The 22,712-nt window shown below is 61.5% G+C and carries 22 protein-coding genes; 15 read left to right on the top strand and 7 right to left on the bottom strand.

All coding sequences use genetic code 11. From position 1 onward, the window contains the following. Positions 1 to 4 precede the first annotated feature (4 nt). The 9 genes from J2X71_RS28165 (at position 5) to J2X71_RS28125 (ending at position 10,861) form a co-directional block, all read left to right on the top strand. Positions 5 to 937: a carbohydrate ABC transporter permease gene (locus J2X71_RS28165; RefSeq protein WP_310387589.1), complete on the top strand. Its 933-nt coding sequence runs from the start codon at positions 5 to 7 to the stop codon at positions 935 to 937. A gap of 4 nt (positions 938 to 941) precedes the next feature. Then, a complete protein-coding gene (locus tag J2X71_RS28160; RefSeq protein WP_310387370.1) occupies positions 942 to 2,033 on the top strand; it encodes an ABC transporter ATP-binding protein in 1,092 nt (363 codons plus the stop codon). Between the two features lie 126 nt (positions 2,034 to 2,159). Further along, complete coding sequence (locus J2X71_RS28155) at positions 2,160 to 4,625, top strand: glycoside hydrolase family 2 protein (protein ID WP_310387368.1); 2,466 nt, start codon at positions 2,160 to 2,162, stop codon at positions 4,623 to 4,625. A gap of 39 nt (positions 4,626 to 4,664) precedes the next feature. Beyond that, entirely contained in the window at positions 4,665 to 5,429 is a 765-nt protein-coding gene (locus J2X71_RS28150) for a sugar phosphate isomerase/epimerase (RefSeq protein WP_113320649.1), read from the top strand. 8 nt (positions 5,430 to 5,437) lie between these two features. Beyond that, entirely contained in the window at positions 5,438 to 6,571 is a 1,134-nt protein-coding gene (locus J2X71_RS28145) for a Gfo/Idh/MocA family oxidoreductase (RefSeq protein ID WP_310387366.1), read from the top strand. Between the two features lie 336 nt (positions 6,572 to 6,907). Further along, entirely contained in the window at positions 6,908 to 7,939 is a 1,032-nt protein-coding gene (gene mgrA / locus J2X71_RS28140; protein WP_310387364.1) for an L-glyceraldehyde 3-phosphate reductase, read from the top strand. A gap of 226 nt (positions 7,940 to 8,165) precedes the next feature. Further along, positions 8,166 to 9,779 carry a glycoside hydrolase family 43 protein gene (locus J2X71_RS28135; protein WP_310387362.1) on the top strand — a complete coding sequence of 538 codons (1,614 nt, stop codon included), beginning with the start codon at positions 8,166 to 8,168 and terminating at the stop codon, positions 9,777 to 9,779. Positions 9,780 to 9,787: 8 nt separating this feature from the next. Beyond that, positions 9,788 to 10,288 (top strand): GNAT family N-acetyltransferase, encoded by a 501-nt coding sequence (locus tag J2X71_RS28130; protein ID WP_310387360.1) that lies wholly within the window; start codon positions 9,788 to 9,790, stop codon positions 10,286 to 10,288. 240 nt (positions 10,289 to 10,528) lie between these two features. After that, complete coding sequence (locus J2X71_RS28125; RefSeq protein WP_310387357.1) at positions 10,529 to 10,861, top strand: RcnB family protein; 333 nt, start codon at positions 10,529 to 10,531, stop codon at positions 10,859 to 10,861. 88 nt (positions 10,862 to 10,949) lie between these two features. Here the strand turns inward: J2X71_RS28125 and J2X71_RS28120 are convergent, their stop codons facing one another. From J2X71_RS28120 to J2X71_RS28110, 3 genes are all read right to left on the bottom strand, one after another. Beyond that, entirely contained in the window at positions 10,950 to 11,126 is a 177-nt protein-coding gene (locus J2X71_RS28120; protein ID WP_310387356.1) for a hypothetical protein, read from the bottom strand. Beyond that, positions 11,123 to 12,328, bottom strand: coding sequence for a zinc metallochaperone GTPase ZigA (gene zigA / locus J2X71_RS28115; protein ID WP_310387354.1), 1,206 nt, complete (start codon positions 12,326 to 12,328; stop codon positions 11,123 to 11,125). Before zigA ends, J2X71_RS28120 begins: the two co-directional genes overlap by 4 nt. A gap of 242 nt (positions 12,329 to 12,570) precedes the next feature. Beyond that, positions 12,571 to 13,533, bottom strand: a complete 963-nt coding sequence (locus J2X71_RS28110; RefSeq protein ID WP_405049765.1) for a zinc ABC transporter substrate-binding protein — start codon at positions 13,531 to 13,533, stop codon at positions 12,571 to 12,573. 102 nt (positions 13,534 to 13,635) lie between these two features. Between J2X71_RS28110 and J2X71_RS28105 the strand changes: the two genes are divergently transcribed. From J2X71_RS28105 to J2X71_RS28095, 3 genes are read left to right on the top strand one after another with little or no spacing between them, the layout of a single operon-like run. Then, a complete protein-coding gene (locus J2X71_RS28105) occupies positions 13,636 to 14,562 on the top strand; it encodes a metal ABC transporter ATP-binding protein (protein ID WP_310387353.1) in 927 nt (308 codons plus the stop codon). After that, complete coding sequence (znuB, locus tag J2X71_RS28100) at positions 14,555 to 15,370, top strand: zinc ABC transporter permease subunit ZnuB (RefSeq protein ID WP_310387351.1); 816 nt, start codon at positions 14,555 to 14,557, stop codon at positions 15,368 to 15,370. Before J2X71_RS28105 ends, znuB begins: the two co-directional genes overlap by 8 nt. Continuing rightward, positions 15,367 to 15,765 (top strand): Fur family transcriptional regulator, encoded by a 399-nt coding sequence (locus J2X71_RS28095; protein WP_310387349.1) that lies wholly within the window; start codon positions 15,367 to 15,369, stop codon positions 15,763 to 15,765. The genes znuB and J2X71_RS28095 overlap by 4 nt, the downstream gene beginning before the upstream one ends. A gap of 6 nt (positions 15,766 to 15,771) precedes the next feature. On the opposite strand, the gene J2X71_RS28090 is transcribed toward J2X71_RS28095, so the two are convergent. Further along, positions 15,772 to 16,518 carry an aminoglycoside phosphotransferase family protein gene (locus J2X71_RS28090; RefSeq protein ID WP_310387347.1) on the bottom strand — a complete coding sequence of 249 codons (747 nt, stop codon included), beginning with the start codon at positions 16,516 to 16,518 and terminating at the stop codon, positions 15,772 to 15,774. A gap of 206 nt (positions 16,519 to 16,724) precedes the next feature. On the opposite strand from J2X71_RS28090, the gene J2X71_RS28085 reads away from it, so the two are divergent. Further along, positions 16,725 to 17,465: a gamma-glutamylcyclotransferase gene (locus J2X71_RS28085; RefSeq protein ID WP_310387346.1), complete on the top strand. Its 741-nt coding sequence runs from the start codon at positions 16,725 to 16,727 to the stop codon at positions 17,463 to 17,465. An 82-nt stretch (positions 17,466 to 17,547) separates the two neighbouring features. On the opposite strand, the gene J2X71_RS28080 is transcribed toward J2X71_RS28085, so the two are convergent. Next, positions 17,548 to 18,579 carry an aldo/keto reductase gene (locus J2X71_RS28080; protein ID WP_310387345.1) on the bottom strand — a complete coding sequence of 344 codons (1,032 nt, stop codon included), beginning with the start codon at positions 18,577 to 18,579 and terminating at the stop codon, positions 17,548 to 17,550. Between the two features lie 152 nt (positions 18,580 to 18,731). Between J2X71_RS28080 and J2X71_RS28075 the strand changes: the two genes are divergently transcribed. Together J2X71_RS28075 and J2X71_RS28070 are read left to right on the top strand one after the other, a co-directional pair. After that, positions 18,732 to 19,331 (top strand): helix-turn-helix domain-containing protein, encoded by a 600-nt coding sequence (locus tag J2X71_RS28075; protein ID WP_310387585.1) that lies wholly within the window; start codon positions 18,732 to 18,734, stop codon positions 19,329 to 19,331. 69 nt (positions 19,332 to 19,400) lie between these two features. Further along, on the top strand, positions 19,401 to 20,000 hold the full coding sequence (locus J2X71_RS28070; protein WP_310387343.1) for a hypothetical protein: 600 nt from the start codon (positions 19,401 to 19,403) through the stop codon (positions 19,998 to 20,000). A gap of 90 nt (positions 20,001 to 20,090) precedes the next feature. On the opposite strand, the gene J2X71_RS28065 is transcribed toward J2X71_RS28070, so the two are convergent. Both J2X71_RS28065 and J2X71_RS28060 read right to left on the bottom strand, forming a co-directional pair. Next, a complete protein-coding gene (locus J2X71_RS28065; protein WP_310387341.1) occupies positions 20,091 to 21,059 on the bottom strand; it encodes a DMT family transporter in 969 nt (322 codons plus the stop codon). A 108-nt stretch (positions 21,060 to 21,167) separates the two neighbouring features. Continuing rightward, positions 21,168 to 22,655: a L,D-transpeptidase family protein gene (locus tag J2X71_RS28060; RefSeq protein WP_310387339.1), complete on the bottom strand. Its 1,488-nt coding sequence runs from the start codon at positions 22,653 to 22,655 to the stop codon at positions 21,168 to 21,170. Positions 22,656 to 22,712: the final 57 nt, after the last annotated feature.

Here is a 22,712-nt window from a genome sequence, read left to right as displayed (position 1 = left end):
CAATATCGCTCTCAAGGCCGTCAATGGCGGCGATACTCCCTTCGAGAAGAAGTCGGTTTCCGGTCCGGCCGGGCCAAAGCCGCGGCCCGTGGTTTCGGCCCGCAACATCATCGTCTACGGCTCGCTTTTCGTGGCCGCTGTCTACTACATGATTCCGCTTTACGTGATGGTCGTCACCTCGCTCAAGGGGATGCCGGAGATCCGGCTCGGCAACATCTTCGCGCCGCCGTTGGAAATCACCTTCGAGCCCTGGGTCAAGGCCTGGGCGACGGCCTGCACCGGCCTCAACTGCGACGGTCTTTCGCGCGGTTTCTGGAACTCGGTGCGCATCACCGTTCCCTCGGTCATCGTTTCGATCGCGATCGCCTCGGTCAATGGTTATGCGCTGGCGAACTGGCGCTTCAAGGGATCGGAATTCTTCTTCTCGGTCCTCATCATCGGCGCCTTCATTCCGTATCAGGTGATGATCTATCCGATCGTCATCATCCTGCGCGAAATCGGCATCTACGGCTCGCTCACCGGGCTGGTCATCGTGCATTCGATCTTCGGCATGCCAATCCTGACGCTGCTCTTCCGCAATTACTTCGTGTCGCTGCCGGAGGAACTGTTCAAGGCGGCGCGTGTCGACGGGGCGGGCTTCTGGCAGATCTTCCTGAAGATCATGCTGCCGATGTCGCTGCCGATCTTCGTCGTCGCGATGATCCTGCAGGTGACCGGCATCTGGAACGACTTCCTGTTCGGCGTGGTCTTCACCCGGCCGGATACCTATCCGATGACCGTGCAGCTCAACAACATCGTCAATTCCGTCCAGGGCGTGAAGGAATACAACGTCAACATGGCGGCAACGATCCTTACAGGACTTGTTCCGCTCATCGTCTATTTCGTGTCGGGGCGGCTTTTCGTCCGTGGCATCGCCGCTGGCGCAGTGAAGGGTTGATCCCATGAACATGAATGCAAGTGTTTCCATCAAGGACCTGTCGCTGAACTTCGGTGCGGTCAGCGTGCTCAAGGATCTGAACCTCGACATCAATGACGGCGAATTCCTGGTGCTGCTCGGCTCTTCGGGCTGCGGCAAGTCGACGTTGCTGAATTGCATTGCCGGGCTGCTCGACGCCTCGGAAGGGCAGATCTTCATCAAGGGCAAAAACGTCACCTGGGAAGAGCCGAAGGACCGCGGCATCGGCATGGTCTTCCAGTCCTATGCGCTTTATCCGCAGATGACTGTTGAAAAGAACCTCTCCTTCGGCCTTCGCGTCGCCAAGGTGCCGCAGGTCGAGATCGACAAGCGCGTGGCGCGTGCCTCCGAGATCCTGCAGATCCAGCCGTTGTTGAAGCGCAAGCCGGCCGAGCTTTCCGGTGGCCAGCGCCAGCGTGTGGCGATCGGCCGTGCCCTGGTGCGCGATGTCGATGTCTTCCTCTTCGACGAGCCGCTGTCGAATCTCGATGCGAAGTTGCGCTCGGAACTGCGCGTCGAAATCAAGCGTCTGCACCAGTCGCTGAAGAACACGATGATCTACGTCACGCACGACCAGATCGAGGCACTGACGCTGGCTGACCGTATCGCCATCATGAAGAGCGGCATCATCCAGCAGCTCGACGATCCGACGACGATCTACAACAAGCCGCGCAATCTCTTCGTGGCCGGCTTCATCGGCTCACCGTCGATGAACTTCCTGCACGGCGAACTGATCAAATCGGGTGACGGCATCGCCTTTACCGCCAATGGCGTCAATTTCTCGCTCGTCGCCTATGACGGCTACGATAAGCTGCAGCCCGGCCGCAAGGTGGTGCTCGGCGTTCGCCCCGAACACATCAAGGTCAACGAGAATACCGGTGGTGAAGAGCATGACGCCACTGTCGACATCGAGGAACCGATGGGCGCGGACAATCTTCTGTGGCTGAAACATGCCGGTCACACGATGTCGGTACGCATCAACGGTGCGCGCCGCTTCAGCGTCGGAGCCAAGGTGAAGCTCAGCTTCGACATGTCGCTCGCCTCGGTCTTCGACGCCGAAAGCGAACTGCGCCTCTAGAAAGTTCTGCGGGCGGCGCTGGAAACAGTGCCGCCCGATCCTCCAATCGGCCGTCAGGCCAGCCAAAATTCGGCCGCAGTCCGGCTTGTCCGGCACTCCCAGGAGCGGCCCGATCAGGATAAGACTATGACATCCTTGCCGAAGAACGGTTTCAACATCGAACTTTCGGGCTCGTGGCAGCTTGCCTCCGCCGATGGCGAGATTCGCAGCGTCATCACGCTGCCGGGCGACGTGCACACCGCGCTTCACCGCGCGGGACTGATCCCGGATCCCTATTTCGGTCGAAACGAGGAAAAGGTGCAGTGGGTCGCCCAGCGCGAATGGGTGGTCGAGCGCAGCTTCACGCTTCCTGATGCCGAGGGCGACTGGTATCTCGACATCGACTACCTCGACACGGTCGCCAGCGTTCACGTCAACGGCTTCCTGGCGCTCGAAGCCGATAACAGCTTCCGCCGCTACAGGCCGGATGTTTCGAGCATGCTGAAGAAGGGCGAGAACACGATCCGCATCGTCTTTGCCTCAAGCATTGCCACCGGTGCCGAACGGCAGAAGAAGCAACCCTTCTACATTCCCTATAGCACCGGCAACTCGCCGATCCCTGACGGCAACATGCTGCGCAAGCCGCAGTGCCATTTCGGCTGGGACTGGAATATCGCCATTGCCCCTCTCGGCCTCTACGGCACGATCGCTCTGAAGAAGCTGGAGACGGCGCGCATCGAGCATGTGCTGACACGCCAGACGCATAATGCCGATGGCTCGGTGGAACTGCAGGTGACGGCGACGCTCTACGCCAAGAATGCCGGCATCGCCCAGCTCTATTTCGATCTCGATGGCGAGCGTGTGCGGCTCGATGTTGGCGTGAACCCCGGCGAGGCTGACATCAACCACGTCTTCCAGATCGACAATCCGCGTCTCTGGTGGCCATCCGGCAGCGGTGAGCAGGCGCTTTATACGCTCACCGTCGAGCTTGACTCCGACAGCGTGACGAAGCAGATCGGCCTGCGCACCATCGAGCTTATCACCACGCCCGATGCCGCCGGCAGCCGTTTCGCCTTCAAGGTCAATGGTCACGAAATCTTCTGCCGCGGCGCCAACTGGATCCCGGCCGATGCGCTGTTCTCGCTCTCGTCGCAGGAGAAGACCGAGGACCTGCTGCAGTCGGCCAAGGCCGCCAACATGAACATGATCCGTGTGTGGGGCGGCGGCTTCTACGAGCACGACTGGTTCTACGATATCTGCGATCGCCTTGGCCTGATGGTCTGGCAGGACTTCATGTTCGCCTGCAACCTTTATCCCTCGACCGAAGACTTCCTCGAGAATGTCGCCGTCGAGGTGGATTACCAGGTTCGTCGGCTGTCCTCGCATGCCTCGATCGCGCTCTGGTGCGGCGATAACGAGCTTGTCGGCGCGCTCACCTGGTTTGAGGAGTCCCGCAAGGACCGTGACCGCTATCTCGTTTCCTACGACCGCCTGAACCGCACCATCGAACAATCTGTGAAGAAGGCGATGCCTGGCGCCCTCTGGTGGCCGTCGAGCCCGGCTTCCGGCTATCTCGATTTCGGCGATGCCTGGCATGCCGATGGTTCCGGCGACATGCATTACTGGTCGGTCTGGCACGAGAACAAATCGTTCGACAATTACCGCTCGGTCAGGCCGCGCTTCTGCTCGGAATTCGGTTTCCAGTCCTATACGTCGCTGCCTGTTATCAAGACCTATGCCGACGCCAAGGACATGAATGTCGCGTCACCCGTCATGGAGCTGCACCAGAAGAACGCCGGCGGCAACGAGCGCATTGCCGGCACGATGTTCCGCTACTTCCGCTTCCCGAAGGATTTCCCGAATTTCGTCTATCTCAGCCAAATTCAGCAGGGTCTGGCGATCAAGACGGCGGTGGAATATTGGCGTTCGCTGAAGCCGCATTGCATGGGCACGATCTACTGGCAGCTCAACGACACCTGGCCGGTGGCCTCCTGGTCGAGCCTCGACTACGGTGGCCGCTGGAAGGCGATGCACTATCTCGTCAAGCGCTTCTTCCAGCCGGTGGCGGTCGCCGCCATTCCGTCCGACGACGGCAAGTCGATCCGCTTCTCGCTGGTCAATGACACGCTTGCCGAGGTGAGCGTCGATCTCGCGATCTCCATCCTGACAATGCAGGGCGAACGCAAGCACCTGAAGAATGTGCAGGCCATGTGCGCGCCGGATGCGGCCTGCACTGCGGCGACGCTCGACCTGTCCGAGATACCCCCGGGTACGCTGCTTGCCTGGCACTTCACGGCCTCGAACGGCATGGGCGGCGAGGGGCACTATGTGAACGGCACCTACAAGGCGCTGGAACTGGAGCCGGCGGGCCTTTCCGTCATCCGCGAATTCGTCGAGGAGAACGGCTCGATCGATATCGACGTCACCGCCAAGGGCCTGGCGCTCTTCGTGATGATCGAGACGGATGTGGACGGCAAATATTCCGACAATGCCTTCGACCTTGCAGCCGGCGAAAGCCGCCGCATCACCTTTACGCCGGCAAAACCGCTCGAAGAGGGCAAGCTGCCGGAATTCCGCTTCTACGACCTGCATTCCTGCCAGTCGGCAGATTGATCTTACGTGAGAACGGGCACGAGGCCCGAGGAGGATGACATGACCAAGCTCAGCTATCAGCTTTATAGCGCCCGCAATTTCCCGCCGCTGTCGGCGATCTTTGAAAAGCTCGGCAAGGCCGGCTACGGCGAAGTCGAAGGCTTCGGCGGCATTTATGCCGAACTCGACGAGGCCGGTCTGAAGAACCTGCGCGCCGATCTCGACAAGAACGGCCTCGTGATGGCGACCGGCCACTTCAGCCCCGATTTCCTCGACGGCAATGTCGAGAAGTCGCTGCAGATCGCCAAGATCCTCGGCATGGATTCCATCTATGCGCCGCACCTGATGCCCGACCAGCGCCCGACGGATGCTGCCGGCTGGCTCGCCTTCGGCAAGCGCCTGCAGGAAATGAGCAAGCCCTACAAGGATGCGGGCTATGAATTCGGCTGGCACAATCACGACTTCGAATTCGTGAAGCTTTCCGACGGCTCGCTGCCGATCGAGCGCATCTTCGAAGGCGCGCCCGGCATCACCTGGGAAGCGGATATTGCCTGGGTCGTTCGCGGCGGTGCGGATCCCTATGCCTGGGTCGAGAAGCTTGGCTCCCGTATCAGCGCCGTGCACGTCAAGGACATCGCACCGGCCGGCGAAGCCAGTGACGAAGGCGGCTGGGCCGATGTCGGCCACGGCACGATCGGCTGGGCGAAGCTGCTTCCGGTCGTCAAGGCCAAGACCAAGGCCAAGCATTTCGTCGTCGAGCATGACAATCCCAATGATATCGACCGCAACATCACGCGCTCGATCGCTTCCTTCAAGAGCTACTGAGGCAGACCATGACCAAGGAACTTGGCGTCGGCATCATCGGATGCGGCAATATCTCCACCACTTACTTTTCGCTGGCACCGCTCTTCAAGGGGCTGAAGGTGCTCGCCTGCGCCGATATCAATGTGCAGGCCGCAAAGCATCGCGCCGAGGAATATGGCGTGATCGCGCAGACGATCGAAGAGCTTCTCGCCAATGACGAGATCGACGTCGTCGTCAACCTGACGATCCCGGATGCACATTATCCGGTATCCAAGGCAGCACTCGAAGCCGGCAAGCATGTCTATTCGGAAAAGCCGCTGGTTCTCTCGCTTGAGCAGGGCGAAGACCTTCGCCGCATCGCCAAGGAGAAGGGGCTTTCGGTCGGCTGCGCCCCGGATACTTTCCTCGGCGGCGCGCATCAGCTTGCCCGCAAGTTCGTCGATGACGGCGGTATCGGCCGCATCACGTCCGGCGCCTGCTACGTCATGGGTCCGGGCATGGAAATGTGGCACCCGAACCCGGACTTCTTCTTCCTGCCGGGCGGCGGCCCGATCCTCGACATGGGTCCGTATTACATCGCCAACCTGATCAACCTGATCGGACCGGTGAAGCGTGTCGCCGGCCTGACCTCGATGGCGTCGGAGATCCGCACCATCACCAGCCAGCCGCGCAATGGCGAGACCATCCCGGTCAAGACACCGACGACGATCCAGGCGCTGCTCGAATTCGTCTCGGGCGCCACCGTGACGCTGACGGCGAGCTGGGATGTCTGGTCGCACCGCCATGCCAATATGGAGCTCTACGGCACGGACGGATCGCTCTACGTGCCGGATCCGAACTTCTTTGGCGGTGTCGTCGAGGCAAGCGGCCGCGACAAGGACATCAAGGCGCTCGGCGCCTGGGATCACCCGTTCGGCAAGTTCAACCAGGAAAGCCCGAACGGCCCGCGCGCCAACTATCGCACCGCCGGCCTTGCCGACATGGCCATGGCGCTGATCGAGGGCCGCGATGCACGCTGCTCGCTCGACCGCACACTGCATGGCGTCGACATCATGACTTCGATCCTGAAGTCGGGTGCGGAAGGCCGGTTCGTGGAGCTCACGACGACCTGCACGCAGCCGGCGGCGCTGGGTATCGAAGAGGCGCAGGCGCTGTTGAAGTAAGGTGAGGGAGCGCGCCGTACATTTGTCGTAACAGCGCGCTTGCTCCAACGCTTCCGTCATCCTCGGGCTTGTCCCGAGGATCTGCCGCGCCATCAGTAGATCCTCGGGACAAGCCCGAGGATGACGACATGGAACGGTAGCGGCCTACCGCTGGAGAGGCCCGACCCCTGCCGAAGTCGTACAGGACACGCGCCATGCGCTTGCCGTATTGGCGCGCTTACTCCAATAGTGGCCGTCGCGCTTTGCCCGACAAGAGGGCGGCGGCGTTTTCAGCTTTCGACCGCGCCCCGTGCGGCTACGAAAGAGAAGCACTTTTACAGGTTGAGGAGACCTCAGATGAGCTGGCAACCGGCCGAAGACCGATATTCGAAGATGAAGTATAACCGCACGGGCCGTTCCGGCCTGAAGCTCCCGGCCGTTTCCCTCGGCCTCTGGCACAATTTCGGCGGTGACACCCCGCATGACCGCAAGGTCGATATGTGCCGCACGGCCTTCGATCTCGGCATCACCCATTTCGACCTCGCCAATAATTACGGCCCGCCTCCCGGCAGCGCCGAGACCGCGTTCGGCGAAATCCTGCGCACCGATTTTGCTGGTCTCCGCGACGAACTGATCATCTCGTCCAAGGCAGGTTACGACATGTGGCCGGGTCCTTACGGCGAGTGGGGCAGCCGCAAGTATCTGATCGCTTCCTGCGACCAGAGCCTGCAGCGCATGGGTCTCGACTATGTCGATATCTTCTATTCGCACCGTTTCGATCCGGACACCCCGCTGGAAGAGACCTGTGGCGCGCTTGACTATATCGTGCGTTCCGGCCGCGCACTCTATGTCGGCATTTCCTCCTATAATTCGCAGCGCACCCGCGAGGCGGCCGCGATCTTGAAGGATCTGGGAACGCCTTGCCTCATCCACCAGCCGAGCTATTCCATGCTCAACCGCTGGGTCGAGGATGACAAGCTGCTCGATACGCTCGACGAGGTCGGCATGGGCTCGATCGTGTTCTCGCCGCTCGCCCAGGGCATGCTGACGACGAAATATCTCGGCGGCATTCCCGCCGACAGCCGTGCGGCACAGAACCACTTCCTCAAGAAGGATTTCATCCGCCCTTCGATCATCGACAATATCAGGAAGCTCAACGAGATCGCCGAGAAGCGCGGCCAAACGCTGGCGCAGATGGCGATCGCCTGGGTGCTGCGCGGCGGGCGCGTGACCTCGGCGCTGATCGGCGCTAGCCGCTCCTCGCAGATCGTCGATTGCGTTGCCGCACTCGACAATCTCGAGTTCTCGGCAGAGGAGCTGAAGCAGATCGATGTCTATGCCAAGGAGGCCGACATCAACCTCTGGGCCAAGTCCGCAGAGCTGGAATAGCGTAAGGCAGGGGGAGTTTGTGGCAGCGCAGTGCCCCGTACTCCCTCATTCCTGTGCTTGTCACAGGAATCCAGCCGCCGCGCGTCGGCGCGGCGAGAAGAGTCCTTTCAGCCCAATGACTTGGGCTGGCTTGATCTCTGTGACAAGCACAGAGATGAGGGGAGGCGGAAGTCTGCCCGCTCGTGTCTGACGTACGTACCGCAATCTTACCTCTGGAGGAGCCGCCATGATCCGCAATCCCATCTTGCCTGGATTCAATCCCGATCCGTCCATTTGCCGCGTCGGCGACGACTATTACATCGCGACCTCCACCTTCGAATGGTATCCGGGTGTGCAGATCCACCATTCGCGCGATCTGGTGAACTGGAAACTGGTGCGGCGGCCGCTGGAGCGGGCCTCGCAGCTCGACATGCGCGGCAATCCTGATAGTTGCGGCATCTGGGCGCCATGCCTTTCCTATGCCGACGGACAGTTCTGGCTCGTCTATACCGACGTCAAGCGCTTCGACGGCAATTTCAAGGATGCGCATAATTACATCGTGACTTCGCCCACCATCGAGGGCGAATGGTCCGAGCCCGTCTATGTCAATTCCTCGGGCTTCGATCCGTCGCTCTTCCATGACGAGGACGGCCGCAAGTGGTTCATCAACATGCAGTGGAACCACCGTACAGAAAGCTATGGCGGCTCGCCGAAGTCGCCGGCCTTCGACGGCATCCTGCTGCAGGAATGGGACCCGCAGACGAAGGCGCTGAAGGGCCCGATCAAGAACATCTTTGCGGGCAGCCCGCTCGGCCTCGTCGAAGGGCCGCATCTCTTCCGCAAGAACGGCTGGTATTATCTGACGACCGCCGAGGGCGGTACGGGCTATGACCATGCGGTAACGATGGCGCGCTCGCGCAATATCGACGGCCCCTATGAGCTGCATCCGAACCGGCACCTGATCACGTCCAAGGACAATCCGGAAGCGGTGCTGCAAAGGGCAGGGCACGGGCAGTACGTCGAAACATCAGATGGCCAGGTCTATCATACACATCTCTGCGGCCGGCCGCTGCCGCCGAAGCGCCGCTGCACGCTGGGGCGCGAGACGGCGCTGCAGAAATGCGTCTGGCGTGAGGATGGCTGGCTCTACCTCGAAAACGGCACGACGGTTCCCGATGTCGAGGTGCCGGGGCTTGGCGGTGCTGCGCGGGCGGAAAAGCCGATGCGAAGCGAATATTCCTTCGACGGCGGCAAACTGCCTGATGATTTCCAGTGGCTGCGCACGCCGCAGCCGGAGCGCATCTTCAACCTCACGGACCGTCCCGGCCATCTGCGGCTGATCGGTCGCGAAAGCGTCGGCTCCTGGTTCGAACAGGCACTTGTCGCCCGCCGGCAGGAGCATCACAGTTTCCGCGCCGAAACAGTCGTGGAATTTGCGCCGGATACCTATCAGCAGGTGGCGGGCCTGACGCACTACTATAACCGCCACAAGTTCCATGCCGTCGTGGTGACGCTGCATGAGAAGCTCGGCCGTTGCGTTACGATCTTCTCCTGCGATGGCGACTATCCGAACGGCCGCATGACGTTCCCCGCCGGTGCGGGCGTGGCGATTCCGGCCGATGGCCGCGTGCAGCTCTCCATGGAAATCCGCGACAACGACCTGCAGTTCTTCTGGCAGACGGAAGGCAAGGGCGCCTGGCAGCCGATCGGCCCGGTTCTCGATGCCGGCGTCGTCTCGGATGAAGGCGGGCGCGGCGAGCATGGCTCGTTTACCGGCGCCTTCGCGGGCATCCTCGCTTTCGATACGTCGGGCCGGGCAAAGACGGCCGATTTCGACTGGTTCAACTACGAGGAACTGTGAGGGCCGCGATGGCAGGCGATATCCGTATCGAGCCGATGAGCGAGGAGCATATCGAGGGCTTTCACCGGGTTCTCGATACGGTGGCGCGCGAGCGGAAATATCTGAGCCTTCTCCAGGCGCCCTCGCTGGAGGAGACGCGCAAGTTCGCGTTGGCCTCGATTGCCGCGGGTAATGTGAACCTCGTCGCTGTCGATGGCGGCGAGATTGTCGGCTGGTGCGATATCCGCAGGCATTTCTTTCCTTCGCATGTCCATCGCGGCTCGCTCGGCATGGGCCTGCTTCCCGCTTATCGCGGGCAGGGGCTCGGCCGCCGCCTCATCGAGGCGGCGATAGCGGGCGGGCGTGAGGCGGGCATGGTGCGCATCGAATTCGGCGTGCATGCCGATAATGCGCGGGCGATCCGGCTTTATGAGAGGGTTGGCTTCTTGCGGGAAGGGGTGAGCCGCGATGCCTTCTGCGTCGATGGCGAGTACACGGATGTCATCAACATGGCGCTGATCTTCCGGTAGGCGGCCTCTTCCCTTTTAAGTGGTGCTGTTCATCACGCGGCAAATGCCATTCTCATCACGCCTGATTACATAGTCGTGATCCCTGGTGGCATGATCTCGCCATCACATATTAGTCTGAAATTAGGATATTAGGAATCCGGCATAAACCACCGATTTCATTACAGATCTTTAATTTTATTTTCAGATTTCGTTCATTTTCGAAGACGTAGTTTCGGAGTGTGTTCAACACGAGGAAGCCCCATGAAAAAGATTTTTACAGCTCTTCTTTCCGCCTCTTTCCTGCTCTCGCCGATCGTCGCATCGGAAGCGAGTGCGGCCGATCACCGCCGTCCGCCGGTCGTCGTCCACAAGAAGGTCGTCGTCGAGAAAAAGGTCGTCCGTCGGCATCACTGGTCCAGGGGTTACCGCATGTCGGCTGCCGAGCGCGGCCGCTACGGTGAAGTCCGCGACTACCGCCGTTACCGCCTGGCACCGCCGCCGCGCGGCTATCACTGGGTGAGGGCCGATAACGACTACCTTCTCGTCGGCGTCGCCACCGGTGTGATCACCAGCATCATCGCCGCCAATCGCTGAGCTCACGCAGGAACTCGAAAAAGGGGCGGCTTCGGCCGCCCTTTTTTGTTTTGTGAGACTGGGCGTCCCACGATACAACGCTCAATGCCTAATCCTGCTTTCGCGACGAAATCACACGCTCGGCGATCATGCCGAGCAATCCCTTCGGCTTTGGCGCCTCACTCTCCGCATCCCCATAGGTCAGCGGATGCAGCCCCTCGATCGGCGGCAGCGGTTCGCACTCGATGCACAGGCACCGGTAGGGTTTGATTGCCGCTGCCCTCATGCTGCCTGCCGGCTCCAGCTCGCGAACGGATCGGGCAGATTGCGCCAGCGCTCCGGCGTGAAGGTATCGCTTTCCACCAGACAAGCATCGAGCTCCCGCCTGATCCAGGCCTCATCCATCGGGTCGGCGCCGATGAAGACGATTTCCTGGCGGCGGTCGCCCCAGACGGGGTCGAGGTAGGGGCTGATGGCGCGCAGGAAGGCTGCTTCCTGCGGCCATTGCTCGCGCGGGACTGCCGCCCACCAGAGGCCCATCTTGCCGGTGCGGACGATGGCGCCTGCCTGGCTGACCTCGCCGACATGGTGCGGGCGGGTGGCGAGCCAGAAGAAGCCCTTGGCGCGCACCACGCCCGGCCAGGTGCGGTCGAGAAAGGCCTGGAGTTTTGCGGGGTGGAAGGGGCGCCTCTCGCGGTAGACGAAGGAGCTGATGCCGTATTCCTCGGTTTCCGGCACATGGTCCTTGAAGCCGTGGAGCTCCTTGTACCAGAGCGGATGGGTCTCGGCTTTGTCGATATCGAAGCGGCCGGTGCCGAGCACGTCCTTCAGCGGTACCTTGCCGAAATCCGTCTCGATGAGGCGGGCATCCGGGTTTAGGCCGGTGATGATCTTCCGGGCAGCATCGCGTTGCTCTTCGCTCGCCGTGCCGATCTTGTTCAGCACGACAATATCGGCGAATTCGATCTGCTCGACGAGCAGGTCGACGATCGTCCTTGTGTCGCCGTCGCCGGCGGTTTCGCCGCGGTCGGCGAGGAAATCGGCCGAGGCATAATCGGCGAGCAGGTTGGCGGCATCGACGACGGTCACCATCGTATCGAGGCGGGCGACATCCGAGAGGCTTGCCCCATTCTCGTCGCGGAATTCGAAGGTGGTGGCGACGGGCAGGGGCTCGGCAATGCCGGTCGATTCGATCAGCAAGTAATCAAATCGACCCTGCTCGGCGAGCTGGCGCACTTCCTTCAGGAGGTCATCGCGCAGCGTGCAGCAGATGCAGCCATTGGTCATTTCCACTAGCTGCTCCTCGGTGCGGGAGAGATTGGCGCCGCCATCGCGCACAAGGGCGGCATCGATATTCACCTCGCTCATATCGTTGACGATGACGGCGACGCGCATGCCCTCGCGATTCCCGAGAACATGATTGAGCAGCGTCGTCTTGCCGGCGCCGAGGAAGCCAGAGAGCACGGTGACTGGAAGTCTCTTGTCCATTGTAATCTCGCTTTATGTTATAACATAACATTCATATTTGACAAAAAAAGGCGGAACGGGGGTGTCGCCGCCTTCTTTCGCCGCAGCGCTCGCGGGGAGAGCTGCAAGTCCGGCAGGGCGCGGAGGCGCGCTGTCGCTGTTCCCTAGCGCATCCCGGGGCAAGATCGGCGCCGATCTTCCGCCAGGCCTATGCATTCCGAGTGGCGCATGATCCTTATCGAAAATCGTTTCCGATTTTCGGGTCATGCGCTGGCAAGGCAGTTCTTCATGCTGTCGGCGATGCCGCGCATGAGGGTGAAGTAGAGATCGGGGCCTGCGGGCAGGGTGGCGGCTTCTGGGTCCAGCACGCCTGATTTCGCCTTGGTGCCCTCGATGACGACATCGACGAGGCGCGGCTCGAATTGCGGTTCGGCGAAGACGCAGGTGGCGCCGAGATCGCCGACCTTCTTGTGGATCTCGGAGACGCGTTCGGCACCCGGTATGGTCTCCGGGCTGACGGTGATCGAGCCGGCGACGCGAATATGGTAGCGGTGCTCGAAATATTGATAGGCATCGTGGAAGACGATGAAGGGCTTGTCCTTCACCGGTGACACGGTAGCGGCTATTTCCTTGTCGAGTGTATCGAGCTTGTCATCCAGCGCCTTGGCATTGGCCTCGTAGGTCAGCGCATTGGCGGGGTCGGCGGCAACCAGCGTGGTGGTGATCTCGGTGGCCATCGCCTTGGCATTCATTGGGTCGAGCCAAAGATGGGTGTCGAAGGCGCCATGGTCACGGTGGTCGTGGTCGTGGTCATGATCTGCCTCCGTATGCTGGTGCTCGTCGCCGTCGTCGTGCGCCTCAAACGCCCCGCCTTCGCGGAAGGGCAGCTTCACAAGACCGGGCGCATCGTCCAGCCGGGCGACTGTCGCGTCGGAGCCCAGCGATTCCAGTGGCTTTTCGAGAAAGGCTTCGAGACCGGGGCCGACCCAGAAGATCACCTTGGCGTCCTGCAAAGCGCGGGCATTGGAGGGCTTCAGATTATAGGTGTGCGGAGAGGCGGCGCCATCGACGATCAGTTCCGGCTTGCCGACGCCCTGCATGATGGCCGAAACCAGCGAATGGATCGGCTTGATGGAGGTGACGACGACGGGCGCCTCAGTGGCCTGAATGGACCCGGCAAAAAGGAAAGCCGGAATTGCGAGGGAAAGGCCCATCGCCAGTTTCATCTGGATGCTCCGCTTGAATTGCAGTTGTTATGTTATTACATCAATTGCGTTATGCTATAACGTGTGCAATAGCAGGACGCAACAGCACTTTCGGAAAATTTGATGCTCTCTCCCGCAGATAACCCCGTTGGTATCAGGGCCGAACCGCTGGTTTCGCTCGAGAATGTCGGCATTCGCCGCGGCGGTCGCTGGCTGGTGCGCGGTGTGGATTTCTCCGTTTCGCGCGGCGAGATCGTCACGCTGATCGGCCCGAACGGCTCCGGCAAATCGACGAGCGCCAAGGCGGCGATCGGCGTGTTGAAGCCGGATGAGGGCAGAGTGACGAAGAAGGCCGGCCTCAAGGTCGGCTATGTGCCGCAGAAGCTTGCGGTGGACTGGACGCTGCCGCTTTCGGTGCGCCGGCTGATGACGCTGACGGGACCGCTGCCCGAGGCCGACATCATGGCCGCGCTCGAATCCGCCGGCATGGCGCATATGCTGGATGCGCAGGTGCAGCACCTCTCCGGCGGCGAATTCCAGCGGGCGCTGATGGCGCGCGCCATTGCCCGCAAGCCCGATCTTCTCGTACTCGACGAGCCGGTGCAGGGCGTGGATTTTGCCGGCGAGATTGCGCTCTACGAACTCATCAAGTCGATCCGCAACACGACAGGCTGCGGCATCCTGCTGATCTCGCATGACCTGCATGTGGTGATGGCGGAGACGGATACTGTGATCTGCCTTAACGGCCATGTCTGCTGCCGCGGCACGCCGCAGGCCGTCAGCCAGAGCCCGGAATATGTGCGCCTCTTCGGCAGCCGCGCGGCGCCGACACTTGCCGTTTACAGCCATCATCACGACCATACGCATTTGCCGGATGGGCGGGTTCTGCATGAAGACGGTTCGGTGACGGACCATTGCCACCCGGACGACGGCCATCATCATGAGCACGGGCATGACCATGCTCACGACCATCACGACGGGCATGCGCATGCCGAGGCCCATGCTCACGCCCATTCCCACTCCCAGAGCGGGGAGGGCCGCCATGCTTGACGATTTCTTTGTGCGCGCCATTCTCGCCGGCGTCGGTCTCGCGCTGACGACCGGGCCGCTCGGCTGCTTCATCATCTGGCGGCGCATGGCCTATTTCGGCGATACGATCGCCCATTCGGCGCTGCTCGGCGTGGCGCTGTCGCTGCTCTTCGATTTCAACCTGACGCTTGCCGTCTTCGTCGTTGCCGCCGCCGTTTCGATCCTGCTGCTCTTCCTGCAGAAACGTCAGGCGCTGTCGGCCGATGCGCTGCTCGGCATTCTCTCGCATGCGACCCTTGCGATCGGCCTCGTGATGGTCGCCTTCATGAGTTGGGTGCGTATCGATCTCATTGCCTTCCTGTTCGGTGATATTCTGGCGGTTTCGACGACAGATATCGGGCTCATCTGGGGCGGCGGCATCTTCGTGCTGGCGGCCATCGCCTGGCTATGGCGGCCACTGCTCGCGGCCACCGTCAATCCGGAACTGGCGGAGGCCGAGGGCTTGCAGCCGGAGCGGGCGCGGCTTTTCTTCATGCTGCTGATGGCCGTCGTCATCGCCATTGCCATGAAGATCGTCGGCATCATGCTGATCACCTCGCTGCTGATCATTCCGGCGGCGGCGGCGCGGCGCTTCTCCTCGACACCGGAACTGATGGCGGTTCTCGCCTCGCTGATCGGCGCTGTCGCGGTGGTCGGCGGGCTCTTCGGCTCGCTGACTTATGACACGCCATCCGGCCCGTCGATCGTCGTCGCCGCTCTCATCCTCTTCATACTGAGCCTGCTTCCCGCCTGGCGCGGGCGCAGGGCACTGCAAGGACAAGGCTCATGAACGCACCGCAAATGACCCGCAACCAGGCGCTCGTCTTCGACGTGCTTGAAAAGGCCGAGGGGCCGCTCAGCGCCTATACGATCCTCGACAAGCTGCGCGACCAGGGTTTTCGCGCGCCGCTGCAGGTTTACCGGGCGCTGGAAAAGCTGCTGGAATTCGGCGTGGTGCATCGGCTTGAGAGCATCAACTCCTTCGTCGCCTGCGCTCATCCAGGCGAGGACTGCCACAGCCATGGCATCGTCGCCTTCGCGATCTGCGAAAGCTGCGGGCAAGTGATGGAATTCCACGACCATGAGGTGGATCATCGGCTGATGGGCTGGGTGCGCTCGCAGAAGTTCAAGCCGGCGAAGACGACGATCGAAATCCGTGGCACCTGCGAGGCTTGTGCTGCGTGATCCGTCCTAGAGGTTTACGGGGGCCAGCGATGCGAGATGCAGCAGATCCTCGTTTTCCTCAGGCACGTCCTCGGCAAGACGAGCGGCGGCGATAACCGGCAGCCAGGCAAAGACCTCATCCGGGGTCAATTCGGCCGTCTTCGCATAGGTGACGACATAGGCTTCGGCCATTGCCGGAAGCGCGCGGCGCATCAGGAGATAGGTACGGCAGACGTCGGCGGCCGGATTGCCGCTGCAGGCGTCCAGCCAGTCGACGATCATGATATTGTTGCCGGAGCCCAGGATATTCCAGGGATGGAAGTCACCATGGCAGACATTGTCGCCATCGGGCAGGGCGGCAAGTGTTAGAAGCAGCCGGTCGCGCAAGTCTGGTGTCAGAGGTTCGGCGCGCTCGATATTGGCCGACAGTCTTGATTTCAGCGAGGGGAGGCCGGTGCCGGGTTCGCGGTGCAGGCGCTGGTGGAGTGCTGCCATCTCCTTGATGGCTGAGAGCGGCGGTTCCGGCATCATCTCATCGGCAAGGCTTAAGCCCGGCGCGCGATCCATCAAGAGGCCCCAGCGGCCGTGATAATCGCCGACGACGTGGACCCTCGGTGCGGGCAGCGAGAGCCGCTCGGCGACGGCCAGATTGGCGGCCTCGCGGAAGGCTGGGGCCTTCGGGCGGCCAGGCCTGTAGAGCTTCAGCGCCAGCGTGCCATGTTCATAGACTTCCGCTTCCTTGCCGGCGCCGAGCAGACGGCCGATTTCGCTCATGTCGCGCTCCCATTTCCCGGAGTGTCATCCAGAGCGATGTGGTGCTGATCTTTGCGGTGGGAAGAGGGAGGGCGCAGATGGCTCTGATTGTTCCGGTTGTGGAGACACTGTGTCTGCGTTGGCGGGCTTTATCCCGCGCGCGAGGCGTGGATGATGGCGGCAAAATCGGGCCATTGCTGATGTCCATGGCCGGGAATTGGAGTGTCATGACCATCAACAAGAAAAGCTCAGATGCGATCGCCTGCTGCGGCGAGGAAATCCTGTCGCGCGAACTGCTGCTGAGCGGCACTTTCGCTGACCTGATTGCCGGGGAGGCGCCGACGCTCCGGCTTTTGAGCGACGAGGAGCGGCGAGCATCGCTCGCATCGATGCTTGCCGAGCGGCCGGAGGGTGATGTCTGGATTTTCGCCTATGGCTCGCTGATCTGGAATCCGATCATTCTGAGCGTCGAAAGCCGGAAAGCCCGCATCGAGGGTTGGCGCCGATCCTTCTGCCTTGCCACCGTCTCCGGGCGCGGCTCGCCCGACAATCCGGGCCTCGTACTCGGGCTGGATGCGGGTGGCGCCTGCGATGGCGTGGCTTTGCGTCTGGAAGAAGACGATGTCGTGCACGAACTGGAGATTTTGTGGCGGCGGGAGATGGTGGCCGAGGCCTATGTTCCACGGTGGGTCGATTTGCTTGATGAAGAGGGCGCCCGTTTTGGAAGCGGCATCGCTTTCACCATGAACCCGCTGGCAAACACCTATGCCGGCGGGCTTTCCAGGGAAGCGACCGTTCAGCGGCTTGCGACGGCCGCAGGCAGCATCGGCAGCTCGGCCGACTATCTGTTCCGCACGCGTGACGGGCTGCGGGCGCTCGATATGTGGGACGAGCTTCTGGAAGAACTCGCCGTCGAGGTGGAAGAAGCGCAACGCAGGCTGCAGCAATTGCCCGCCGCGGACATTTGATCAGCCGCGACCTAACCCGGCCTCGACCACATTGCCGATGTGCTGAAGGCCCCGCTGGAATAGCGGAGCCTTCGCAGGCTTGTCAGGCGGCGGAGCGCTCGGAAAGCGGGCGGCGGCGCAGGCCGGCGGTCTTGATGGCCGGGGTCTGGTAGTTGGCTTCGAGCGGACCGGTCTCGGTGCCCGGAGGGACAATGGCGTCGATCGCGTCGAGGATTTCGTCGGTCAGGCGCACTTCGGCGCCGGCCAGGAGATCATCCAGCTGTTCCATGGTGCGCGGGCCGAGGATCGCCGAGGTGACGCCCGGATGGGCGGTGACGAAGGCGAGCGCCATGTGGGTGAGCTTGATGCCTGCCGACTCTGCCAAGGGAATGAGCCGCTCGACGGCATCGAGGCTGTTTTCGTTCGACATCTGCTTGGGGAAATAGGCAACGCGGGTGCTGTCAGGCTGGGCCGCACCCCGGCGGTAGCGACCGGTCAACATGCCCATGGCGAGCGGGCTCCAGACAAGGGCACCCATGCCGTAGCGTTCCAGGGTCGGCAGGACTTCACGCTCGATGCCGCGATGGAGGATGGAGTAGGGCGGCTGCTCGGTACGGAAGCGGGCGAGGCCGCGCTTTTCTGCGACCCATTGCGCCTCGATGATATCGGAGGCGGGGAAGGTGGAGGAGCCGATGGCTCGGATCTTGCCTGCGCGCATCAGGTCCGTGAGGGCCGAGAGTGTTTCCTCGATATCGGTATCGGGCGCCGGGCGGTGCATCTGGAAGAGATCGATGTAATCGGTCTGCAGGCGGCGGAGCGAATCTTCCACGGCGCGGAAGATCCAGCGGCGCGAGCTGCCCTGCTGGTTCGGATCCTCTCCCATCGGGATGAAGCATTTCGTGGCGAGCACGATCGTGTCGCGGCGACCCTTCAGCGCCTTGCCGACGATTTCCTCGGATTCACCGCGGCTGTACATATCTGCGGTGTCGATGAAGTTGATGCCGGTATCGAGTGCCTTGTGGATGATGCGGATGGAGTCGTCATGATCGGCATTGCCGATGGCGCCGAACATCATGGCGCCAAGGCAATAGGGGCTGACCTTGATGCCGGTGCGGCCTAGGGGACGGTATTGCATCTTCGTTTCCTTTAATCTGGCCATGCCCTCGCGGGCATGATTGGAATCTGGCAAAGTCCTGTTGAACAGGTTATAAGAGCGCATCCGGAACGCTGTTCCGTTTATACGGAACAATGTTCCGCTTTGCAAGAGGTGTTGATGTGACTGACGGGATGGACAGCCCGGGTAAGGCGCGTGAGGCTGATAGCGGCCATGAAAGGCCGGTGAGGGCGGATGCGCGGCGCAACCTCGATCTGCTGCTGAAAGCGGCATTGGATGTGTTTGCCACCTCGGGCGTGGATGCGCCGGTGCGCGAGATCGCGGAAAAAGCGGGCGTCGGCGTCGGCACGGTCTATCGCCATTTTCCCCAGCGCTCGGATCTCATCAAGGCGGTGGTGCGCAACGAGGTGGATGCCTGCGCCGGATCTGCCGCCGCCCTTGCCGCCGAATATGAACCGGGAGAGGCGCTGTCGCGCTGGATGCAGCGCTTTGCGGATTTCATCATGGCCAAGCGCGGCCTTGCCGCAGCACTCCATTCCGGCAATCCAGCCTATGAGGCGTTGCCGATCTATTTCGACCAACACATGATCCCGGCTCTGCAGGGCCTGCTGGATAGGGCTGTTGCGGTGGGGGCGGCACGCGGCGATGTGGAGGCAAGCGAACTCATCCGCGCCGGCGCGCAGCTTTCCAATCTCGGGCAGGGGGATGATCCGGCGGCGACGCGGCGGATGATTGCGCTGCTGGTGGATGGGCTGCGTTACGGGGCGGGGTGAAGAGGTGAGATCGTGCAGCGTGGCTAAAAAGGATTGTCACGCCGCGTGTCGGTTCCATCGGATATTTCGATGATGACAGACAATGTTTCGACTACATCAAGTTTGCCACGGGACGCATGGCGTGTTCGCCGGATGGTAGCCGCTTGCCTGCTTGGCACGGCATGCGCTGTCTACATCAGGATCTTCGATTTTTGGCCATTAGGCGGAGGCGGTCTCGCTGGCGAATTGCGGGGTCTGCTCGACTTCCCGGGTTCTCTACTGCTGTTTCTGCCCACATATTTCATGGTCTTCATTTGGATTGTGAGCGCGATTGTTGCTTTGTTCCGACGACATATTCGCCTCATGGCGAGCAACGTGATTGCCACTGCACTTGCTTTTGGTTGCCTTGCGACGGTGATCGCCTTGCCGATTTTCGATCCCTGGTTTTGGTACGTCGTCATCAATAAACCACGGCTTGAAGCTCTCGTTGCAGCAAATCAAGCCACCGGAACGAGCCCGAGGTCTGCGATCATCGATGAGTGGGATGTATCAACCGGCTTCGCGGGGGTAAGCCCCAATCACTTTATCGCTTTGATTTATGATGAAAACGATGGGGCAGATATTGAAGTTTCCGATGCGATACGGAAGCATCTCTATAGCCATTTTTACAGGCGGGATACCTATCAGTGAGCGTCGGCCCTCAGGATTGTAATCTCGTCGCCTGCGACACTGTCTGAGCACTATCCGGGGCCGGCGAGCGCATGGCGTACCTTCCGTGCGTCACTTCTGGTTGGCCGGGGCCGCCTTCGCTTTCAGCAGGATGATGAGCAGCAACCCGGCGATGATGAGGGCCGCACCTTCGAGGTGGTAGCGCTGCAATTTTTCGCCGAGGATGAAATAGGCGAGTACGGCGATGAAGATCGTCTGGATGTAGAGGAGGACGCCGGCGCGGGCGGCGCCGAGCGCTTCGATACTGCGGTTGAAGAGATAATACATGAGCGCGCCGCCGGGGATTGCGACATAGGCGAGCGCGATGAGGCCGCTGGCGTTCAGCGTCGAGCGTTCGTCGGAGGCAAGTTCGAAGAGATAGAAGGGCAGCGCCGTCAGCGCGGCGAAGCCCAGCAGCAGGACGAGCAGCGCGAGCCGGTTCAGATCGAATTTCGCCTTGCGCAGCAGCACCGTATAGAGGCTGAAGCAGAAGGCGCCGGCGACGATCCAGAGTTCGCCGGGATTGAGATCGAGGCGCAGCAGAGCGTCCGGGCTGCCCTTGACGATGATGACGACGATGCCGAGGAAGGCGAGGATCGAGCCGGCCACCTGCCAGCTTCCCATTGGCTCTGACAGCATCAGGCGGGCGAGGATCATGGTGATGATCGGGATCAGCGCGATGATGATGCCGGCGGTGGTGGCGTCGGCATGTTCGAGGCCGACGAAGATCAGGCCCTGACAGATGGCCAGGCCCATACCGCCGATGAAAAGCAGTTCCAGGCCGCGCGCCCGTATCAGCGCAAGCATCTCGCCGAAATGGTGGCGCACTATCGGCAGCAGGATCGCGAAGGCGATGAGCACGCGCCAGAAGCAGAGCGCCCAGGGCGGCATTTCGGCGGAGACCCATTTGGCTGCGATGTAGACGCCGGCTGACAAGAGCCAGCACAGAACCCCTACGGAATAGGCTCCTGCAAGCGAACCGCCTGCGGCCTGTTCCGTCCCGACAGTATCACGATGGACTGCCAAGACATGTATCGCCATCGGCATGTTATGCCACAATTGTCGGGCGCTGCACAGGTGAGGGCGGTGTGGTTTCGCCGTCTGCTTGCGCAGCAAGGCCCTCGGCTCAGGTCTTGATTGTCTCTCTCTTTAGGATTGAGCGCGGCTCGCAGTCGTTGCCGAAATCGCCGTCAAGGTCTCGGCATCACGGCCGTAGATGTCGTCGAAATAGTGGACGACGCCATCGTCTGTCGGCCATGCGGTGAAATAGGAGACGTAGACCGAAACCTGTTCCGGCACCGGCATGTCCTTCTTTGCACCGTCGGCGATCTGCTGATCGACGAATTCGACCGAGGTCTTCAGGACAGCGGCGGCCATCGCCTTCGGGTTTTCCAGACGCACGCAGCCATGGCTGAACATACGGTCCTGCGAGGCGAATTTACCGCGGGCGGGAGTGTCGTGCATGTAGATGTCGTGCGAATTCGGGAAGAGGATCTTCAGCTGGCCGAGCGCATTGTCAGCACCTGGCGGCTGGACGACGCCGATATTTTCGAGCGGCTGCGACCAGTCGACCTTGGCGGACGGCATCGTCTTGCCCTTGACCGAAACCACGTAGCCTTCCTTGTCCAGGTAGGCAGGATCGCGCTTCAGGTGCGGCAACATCTCGTTGCGGATGATCGATTGCGGCACGCCCCAGTCAGGGTTGAATTCCACCGTCTTGATCGAGGCGTCGAAGAAATTCGTCTGGTGGTCCTGCTGGCCGATCACGGCCTTCATCGACAGCGTCAGCGTGCTGTTTTCATAATAGTAGGCCATGTAGGCCGGCTGGTTGATGAAGACGTAGCGCTCGGGAAATTCCTGCGGCAGCCAGCGCATTTCCTCCATAGCCACGATCACCTTGTTGATGTTGGCGGCGCTATCGCCGCCCTGGCCTGATGTGCGCAGGTAGTGCAGTTCGGCCGCGAGCTGGGCAAACTTCGGGTTGCTCGGCAGCAGGCGGTCGAAGACCACCATCAGGTCCGGCGTGGCCGAGAGCTGGGCGATCGTGCCCTTCAGATCGACCGGCTTGCGCTTGAAATCATAATAGTTGGACAGCTTGTTGGGATCGATGCGACCGCGGAAATTATCCTGCAGGAACATCAGCATCTTGGCTGAGAGGGAGGCTTCGAACTCGGCCAGTGCTCTCGCGCGATCCGATCCTTGAGGCGGGGCAACGGCATAGTCGCCGGCATTCAATCCCCAGTCGTCGGCCTGTTTCAGAAGGCTCAGGGCCTGTGCGGCCTTGGGGGTCGGTCCCTTGCCGTCGACCCAGATGAGCTTTGCCTTCGGCTGGGCGTAATAGGCCTCGACCGCATCGGCGATGTCGTTATTCATCGAAACAGTCAGGCCGCCCATTTCATTCAGCACCTTGGCCTGATTGCCGCTGACTGAATCAAAAAGCGCCGACAGCGACGCGCCCGTATCCTGCCGGACGATATGCGCGGGGCGGCGGGCCGGAACCGTATAGTTGGGCTTCGGGCTGGCCTGCGTGACGGGCGGCGCCGGCAGCGGCTCGGCACGCACGGCAATTGCACTTCCCGAGAGCGCCAGTAGACCGGCGAGCGGTGCAATCCAGCGGGAAGATGTTTTCAGCGGCATTCTGGCGTCCTTGAAACCTGATTGAAACACTGTCTCGCCGCGCAGTCTTGGGGCCAG

The sequence above is a fragment of the Rhizobium sp. 1399 genome (assembly GCF_031455475.1).
In the GTDB taxonomy this organism is placed as follows: Bacteria; Pseudomonadota; Alphaproteobacteria; order Rhizobiales; family Rhizobiaceae; genus Rhizobium.
This window is presented reverse-complemented; position numbering and strand designations above follow the sequence as displayed.